General features: G+C 47.1%; 5 protein-coding genes, 2 tRNA genes and 1 pseudogene. 4 read left to right on the top strand and 4 right to left on the bottom strand.

Annotated features, from left to right (window positions below; all coding sequences use genetic code 11):
- Positions 1-678: sulfide-dependent adenosine diphosphate thiazole synthase (locus tag QCH34_RS05130; protein ID WP_300331161.1), on the bottom strand; the 678-nt coding region annotated here is incomplete at its 3' end.
- Positions 679-791: 113 nt separating this feature from the next.
- On the opposite strand from QCH34_RS05130, the pseudogene htpX reads away from it, so the two are divergent.
- The 4 genes and pseudogenes from htpX (at position 792) to QCH34_RS05110 (ending at position 3,037) form a co-directional block, all read left to right on the top strand.
- Positions 792-1,666 (top strand): annotated as a pseudogene (gene htpX, locus QCH34_RS05125) (zinc metalloprotease HtpX).
- A 77-nt stretch (positions 1,667-1,743) separates the two neighbouring features.
- A tRNA-Gly gene (locus QCH34_RS05120) sits at positions 1,744-1,814 on the top strand.
- A gap of 58 nt (positions 1,815-1,872) precedes the next feature.
- Positions 1,873-2,868 (top strand): cache domain-containing protein, encoded by a 996-nt coding sequence (locus tag QCH34_RS05115; protein WP_300331156.1) that lies wholly within the window; start codon positions 1,873-1,875, stop codon positions 2,866-2,868.
- A gap of 95 nt (positions 2,869-2,963) precedes the next feature.
- Positions 2,964-3,037, top strand: a tRNA-Val gene (locus QCH34_RS05110).
- 22 nt (positions 3,038-3,059) lie between these two features.
- Here the strand turns inward: QCH34_RS05110 and QCH34_RS05105 are convergent.
- From QCH34_RS05105 to QCH34_RS05095, 3 genes are all read right to left on the bottom strand, one after another.
- A complete protein-coding gene (locus tag QCH34_RS05105) occupies positions 3,060-3,977 on the bottom strand; it encodes a toll/interleukin-1 receptor domain-containing protein (RefSeq protein WP_300331152.1) in 918 nt (305 codons plus the stop codon).
- A gap of 62 nt (positions 3,978-4,039) precedes the next feature.
- A complete protein-coding gene (locus QCH34_RS05100) occupies positions 4,040-4,405 on the bottom strand; it encodes a hypothetical protein (RefSeq protein WP_300331149.1) in 366 nt (121 codons plus the stop codon).
- Positions 4,406-4,982: 577 nt separating this feature from the next.
- The coding region (locus QCH34_RS05095) for an ATP-binding protein (protein ID WP_300331146.1) at positions 4,983-5,997 on the bottom strand (1,015 nt) is incomplete at its 5' end.

The following is a 5,997-nucleotide window of genomic DNA, read 5'->3' as shown; positions in this document are numbered from 1 at the left end:
GCCTGCGACTGCATTTGCTGCCATGCCGCAGGCAATAAGGCCCGGAAAGATCTCGCGGGTATGGCTGATGATATTAGTCTCTGCCCGCTCTGCCCACATGAAACTCTCTCCATGGATTGTGATGTCGCCTCCCTTCCTGAGGACGCAGTTGGCGACGATGGCATCATGGCCGGTTGCATCGACGGTCACTTTTGCTGCAAGGGTGAGCGGATCGACATGGAGCCCGGTCATCTCAACCGGTGATGTGGTGATGACGAGGCCCGATACCCGTCCGTCCCCCTTGATGACGACATCTTCAACCGAGGTAAGGTTGAAGAATTCTGCCCCCGCATCACAGGCTGCTGCGGTTAATTTTGCAACAGACTCTACTGATGATGCGACATGGTAGCCGGGTTTGTATGCCCTTGATCTGATCCCAAACTGATCAAGGAGCCGTTTTCCCTCCTCCTGGACCACAATCCGCGGGAAGGTCATGCCGCCTCCCCACATTCCCCCGCCTACAGAGAGTTTCTTCTCGATGATGGCGACCTTCCTCCCATCTTCTGCAGCAAGGGCGGCACAGACGAGACCTGAGGGGCCCCCGCCGACTATGGCGATGTCGAGATCGAGGTATCTCGAAAAGATCTCCGCATGTGTCTCCAGTATTGCCCTGCTGATCGTCACTTCATCGAGTTGCATCTGATTCCTCAATCGTATTAGGTGCGCTGATCTTACTAATATTCTCTTGATTTATGGTACTGTGAATGGTCTTGTTCGCAGGTATTATGAAGGCGAAAGGCAAAGATAAGGGTATGAAATGGAAGCGCGACTATGGCCTCACCATGAGGATGATCTTCACCTGGGCACTCCTGCTCCTCGTGTACCTCATCTTCCTCACCGTGCTACAGGCGGTTCTGGGGCTGTCCCTTCAGCTTCTGATAGGTATTGCCTTTGTGATGGCCTTCTCACAGTACTTCTTCTCAGACAAGCTGGTGCTGATGAGTACCGGTGCAAGGGTGGTTGCCGAAGACGAGTACCCGGAACTCCACCGGATGGTTGAACGGCTTTGTGCAACAGCCGATCTCCCAAAACCGAGGATTGCGATCATGCAGTCTCCGGTGCCGAATGCATTTGCAACCGGCCGGAGCCCGAAGCACGGGGTTGTTGCGGTGACTGATTCGATCATGCGGATTCTGTCAAAGGAGGAGCTTGAGGCGGTCGTTGCACACGAACTCTCGCATATCAAGAATCGCGATGTAATGACCATGACTGTCGCCAGTTTCCTGGCGATGGTTGCGGCACTGATCGTCCAGAACGCACTCTTTGCTTCCCTCTTTGACCGGCGTGACGGCAACCCATGGATCATCGCATGGATCGTTGCGATCCTGGTCTGGGTGGCGGCAACGCTTTTGATCCGGACGCTCTCACGGTACCGCGAGTTCACCGCAGATCGTGGTGCATCATCAATAATCCAAAGGCGCTTCAGAGTGCCCTTATGAAGATCAGCAACAGGATGGATGCTGTGCCACGGCAGAAGAAGCAGGAGGTGGAGGGTGCAAACGCCTTCTTCATCATCCCTGCCCTCTCGGGACAGTCCTTAATGGAGCTCTTCTCGACCCACCCGCCTCTTGAGAAGCGGATTGCGGCATTAGAGAAGCTGAATGAGGAGATCAGGGGTGGCTGGTAACCCCTCTTTTCCCATCCCGGTTGGGATGCAATTACGTAATCCTTAAATCTCTTCAACGAGAACATAAAAGACGCATCGCATCGATGGTCTAGTGGTATGACTTTGGCCTTCCAAGCCAATAGCCCGGGTTCAATTCCCGGTCGATGCATTTTTCACTTCTTTTCGCATTCGTTATCTTTTTCTCTCTTCTCATTGAACCACTCTTAATGAAATGCTGGATTATGGGTCTGTTTTTATGCATGATGGTGATGCTTGCCTGTGCGGGTTGTGTTGCTGAAGAGAGTGCGAAACCCGTGGTTGAATCCCCCGGTGGTGAGCACACTCCTCCAACTGAAGAGGATCGGTATGCTGCAATGGTGATGGCGACATTGGAGTCATATATGCAGGATGCGGTTTCATATGCGGCAGGTTCCGGGAAAGACGAGGCACTGGCCGCATTTGGCGATCCTTTGGGTGAGTATACTCATGACGGCTGGTACATCTATGCCTATGATAATGACTGCGTCCTGCTCGCCCACCCCTATGAGCCGGGAAGTGTCGGGCTAAATCGATCGGACTGGACTGACAGCCGGGGCCTGCCGGTGATCCGGATGGGTCGGGATGTCGCTCTTGCGGGTGGGGGATTCATCACCTATCTCTATCCGAAACCGTCTGGGGGCGGAATTGATGAGGCGGCATATGCAACCTATGAGCCGAAGCTCGGGTACGTCCTCCCGGCAGGCGAGGGCTGGTGGATCGGATCCGGTGTTGCCCTCGCCGATCTCAGTCCCGGTGAAGGGTATCCGGGGGTTGTCGGCGATATGATTACACTTGTTGAGGACGGGGCCGCGTATGCCCTCTCGGAAGGGGATGAGGCGGCCCTTGCTGAGATCTCGGATCTCAGTGGCCGGTTTGTGAATGCCAATGGCCACTATCTCTATGCATACACGTATGACGGCACCCTGATCGGGCATCCCTATCTCCCTGAGAAGATCGGATCAAACCTGTATGATCGTGTGGATATGTACGGGATGCGGAATATCGAAGCCCTTGCAACAACTGCAAAAGAGGGTGGCGGCTTTATCGTCTTCATCTGGCCAAACCCCGATGAAGGGAACCGGGAGGAGCTGAAGATCGGGTATGTCCTCCCCGTGAATGATGAGTGGTGGCTGGGATCAGGCGTGTACCTGAGCGAAGTGACAGGAGAGTATACGCCGCTTTGAGGGGTCTGCTATCCTCTCCATTTCGGTTTGAAACAAATCCATATCATTTTTGAAAAGCCTTATCCCCGAGGATGAAGAATAGAATAAGAGTACCGGGACTCGTGGTCTAGCTGGTTATGACGTCGCCTTCACACGGCGAAGATCTCGTGTTCGAATCACGACGAGTCCACTCGTTTTTTAATAAAACTCTTCTAATTCGGAATTTCGATTCTTTTATCCTTCATGAGTGTGATAATTCTTGAATCCACAATACGAGCATATTCTTCTGCTTTATCAATGGATCGCCTTATTTGAGGCTCAATTGGGTATAAATGCTCAATTCTTATAAGAAGATTATATCTGCGGAAAACTACAACGCCAACTTCCCAATCAACATCTTTGTTTCTTCCGCGGTTCGTATACCCGTAGCTTTCTTCACTTACATCTGTGACGAGTAAACGTTGTCCCCAGCTCTCAACTTTTTTTGCGTCTTCGTTTTTTGCGTCAGGATATCGTCTTTTGGCCGGTGAGATGGATTTGTAAGTATAGAATACCACCTTTAGAGTTGGTATAGAAAAAGGATTTGTAGGAGCATTGAATTTTAGAGTATATTCCCAGTAATTACCTCTCTCTTCAGCTCTATCATAAATCATCTTTAACGGGTTACTTTCTTTGAATGATTTATCGATAGCTTTGATATCTTCTTCAGTTAGGTAAACACCATCATCGATAACTCGAATAAGGTTTTCAATAACCTTAAGAATTCCATCAGATGATTGGAGAGCATGTGTGTTGGCTAGTTCTGTGGAATAATTATTAACTTCTTCTTTGGTCACATTATGCCATATTGGCAGGATAACTTTCTTACCATCCACTTCTCTCCTACTAAGCCAATCTAACTCTTTTTTAGGCCAGTCCTTTACAAAAAAATGGTTGCTAATGATTACAATCCCATATCTTGACCTATTAAGCCCCTTAAGTATGGTTTCCTCTAATTTATCTCCAGATGTAAAAATGAAATCATCGTACCAAACCTCTAATCCATGTAGTTTTAACTCATTAGCAAGGGCGGTCGCTATTTCATCTTTATCTTCAGATGCATGGCAAATAAAAACATCATAATGTCGCATGAAATGACCTTTATTATGAATACATTCTTTACTATTAATTAAATACATCTATGTTTTGTTAATTATAATAAAATCATCAATGCAATGAATGACAATAGAAAACCTAAAAAATATATAATTGCTCCAAAAATACGTTCTTTAATCAGTAAAATCGTTGCTATTGAGCAAATTAAGGCAATGATAGGCAATATTGTGCAAATCACATCAATAGATATTCCACTGTTAACCGTGGGGTTGATTTTGTTCATTACCGTCTGTGTCGTTTTCAGGATAAGGATCATCATGTCAACTGGATCTATCGAGACTCCTATTTTGAGTTTAATTACAGAAAATAAACCCGTTATGACTCCCTCGGTGAATATTATTCCTTCAATGGAAATCCTTCTTGGTCTTTGTGGTGGGAATGAATAATTGTAGGTTTGTCTCATTTACGTAACCTGTATTTTAGATATAATAAATCATCATCCTCTACTGAAGATATAATAATTGATCTTCAAGTTTAGATTCCGGGAAAAATAATACTTTAAGTGAGGTTTTTCTACAGGTCTCTATGCTGAAGAGTTCGATTCGATTTTGTCATTTGATGAGATCCACCGGGATGAAGCTCTTCCCTGATCATTTCTCATTAGTATGGCAGATAGAAATATCATTGTGTATCCGAACTAGTGTGGGTATGCCAGCCAGTAATCCTAAAGGGCTGGATAAACCGAGTGATCGGACTATGTGTTGCTTACCGTTTTCTCAAATCTCTTCTGGAGAAGGTATTCCTGTTGGTCTCCTGAAAGTAAAGGTTGCACTTGTCTTCAATATCTCAAACACTATTATCAAACGTAAGATGGAGGTCTTTCGCGATCCACTTGATGCACTCTGGAATGTCTGTCTCTGTTAGCTCTATGGGATCGCGTTTTGTTACAGCGGATTTTCAAGGCGTTGTCATCAATACTGAAGCTAAAGTGGCAAACTTCTGTCTCAAAAAAAGTGGGGTGTAGCTGAAACATCCTCGTTTCACAAGATCCGGCCATTCCGGGTGAGCCATGCATAACATGGGATGACATGAATTCTTCTCCCGTCAGTTTCGATCTCTTCTGACTCATACTCGGTAATGATGATTCCTTCCGGCAGGCCATAGGTCTCCATTGCTTCTGAGAGACCCCTGATCTCCCTCTCCCGTGTTTTTGGCTCTTTCAGGGATTGTGTCACCTGAACGGCATGGGTGATCTGCCTGTCCACACTCACCAGGAAATCGCACTCGTACTGGCCTTTATGATAGTATATTGACTCATACGCTCGCTTGAGGGTCATGAAGATGACATTCTCAATAAGGCGTCCTCTGTTCTCAGAAAAAGCGAATGAAACAGCATTGATAAGGCCCGGATCAATCGCATAGATCTTCTTTGGATTTGCAAGCTGTTTCTTAAGTGAGTAGTCATACTTCATCAGCGTGGAGAGGAGAAATGCGTTCTCCGCATACTCGATATATTCCCGGACTGTGTCTGTTGAGATCTGTAAGGTTTCTGCGATTTTATTGTACGAGAGGAGGGTGCCGGTATTTGAGATCAGGTAGTAGAGGAGATCAACTATCTCGCTGTTCTTCCGGATTCTGTTTGGAAGGATGATATCTTTGAGATAGATCGTCTCATAGTAGTTCTTGAGGATCTCCATCTTCATGCCCTCATCGGGCTCAAGGACGACACGGGGAAACCCTCCGTACTTCAGGTATTCGCCAAATGCCTTCCTTTTCTGCATAATCGTGGGCTGATCAGCTTTTTGAAAACCGAGGCATTCCGCGAATGTGAGGGGATACACTGTCATTGAGAAGTGGCGCCCGGAGAGGCGTGTACTCATCTCCTGCCTGAGGAGTGTTGATACCGAACCGGTAAGGATACACTTGATGGTACTCTTTGTGTCATACAATGTCTTTATGGCAGGAGCCCAGTAGGGATAGTTCTGGATCTCATCAATACAGAGATAGAGGCGTTGTACCTTTCCATGGCGGGTGAGATGTCCCTCAACAACAGAG

It is taken from the genome of Methanocalculus sp. (assembly GCF_029762515.1).
Lineage (GTDB): Archaea > Halobacteriota > Methanomicrobia > Methanomicrobiales > Methanocorpusculaceae > Methanocalculus.
This window is presented reverse-complemented; position numbering and strand designations above follow the sequence as displayed.

Excerpts from the sequence above, each read along its gene's own strand:
- QCH34_RS05115 (WP_300331156.1), top strand. The coding sequence starts at position 1,873 with ATGAAATGCTGGATTATGGGTCTGTTTTTATGCATGATGGTGATGCTT.
- QCH34_RS05100 (WP_300331149.1), bottom strand. The coding sequence starts at position 4,405 with ATGAGACAAACCTACAATTATTCATTCCCACCACAAAGACCAAGAAGG.
- QCH34_RS05105 (WP_300331152.1), bottom strand. The coding sequence starts at position 3,977 with ATGCGACATTATGATGTTTTTATTTGCCATGCATCTGAAGATAAAGAT.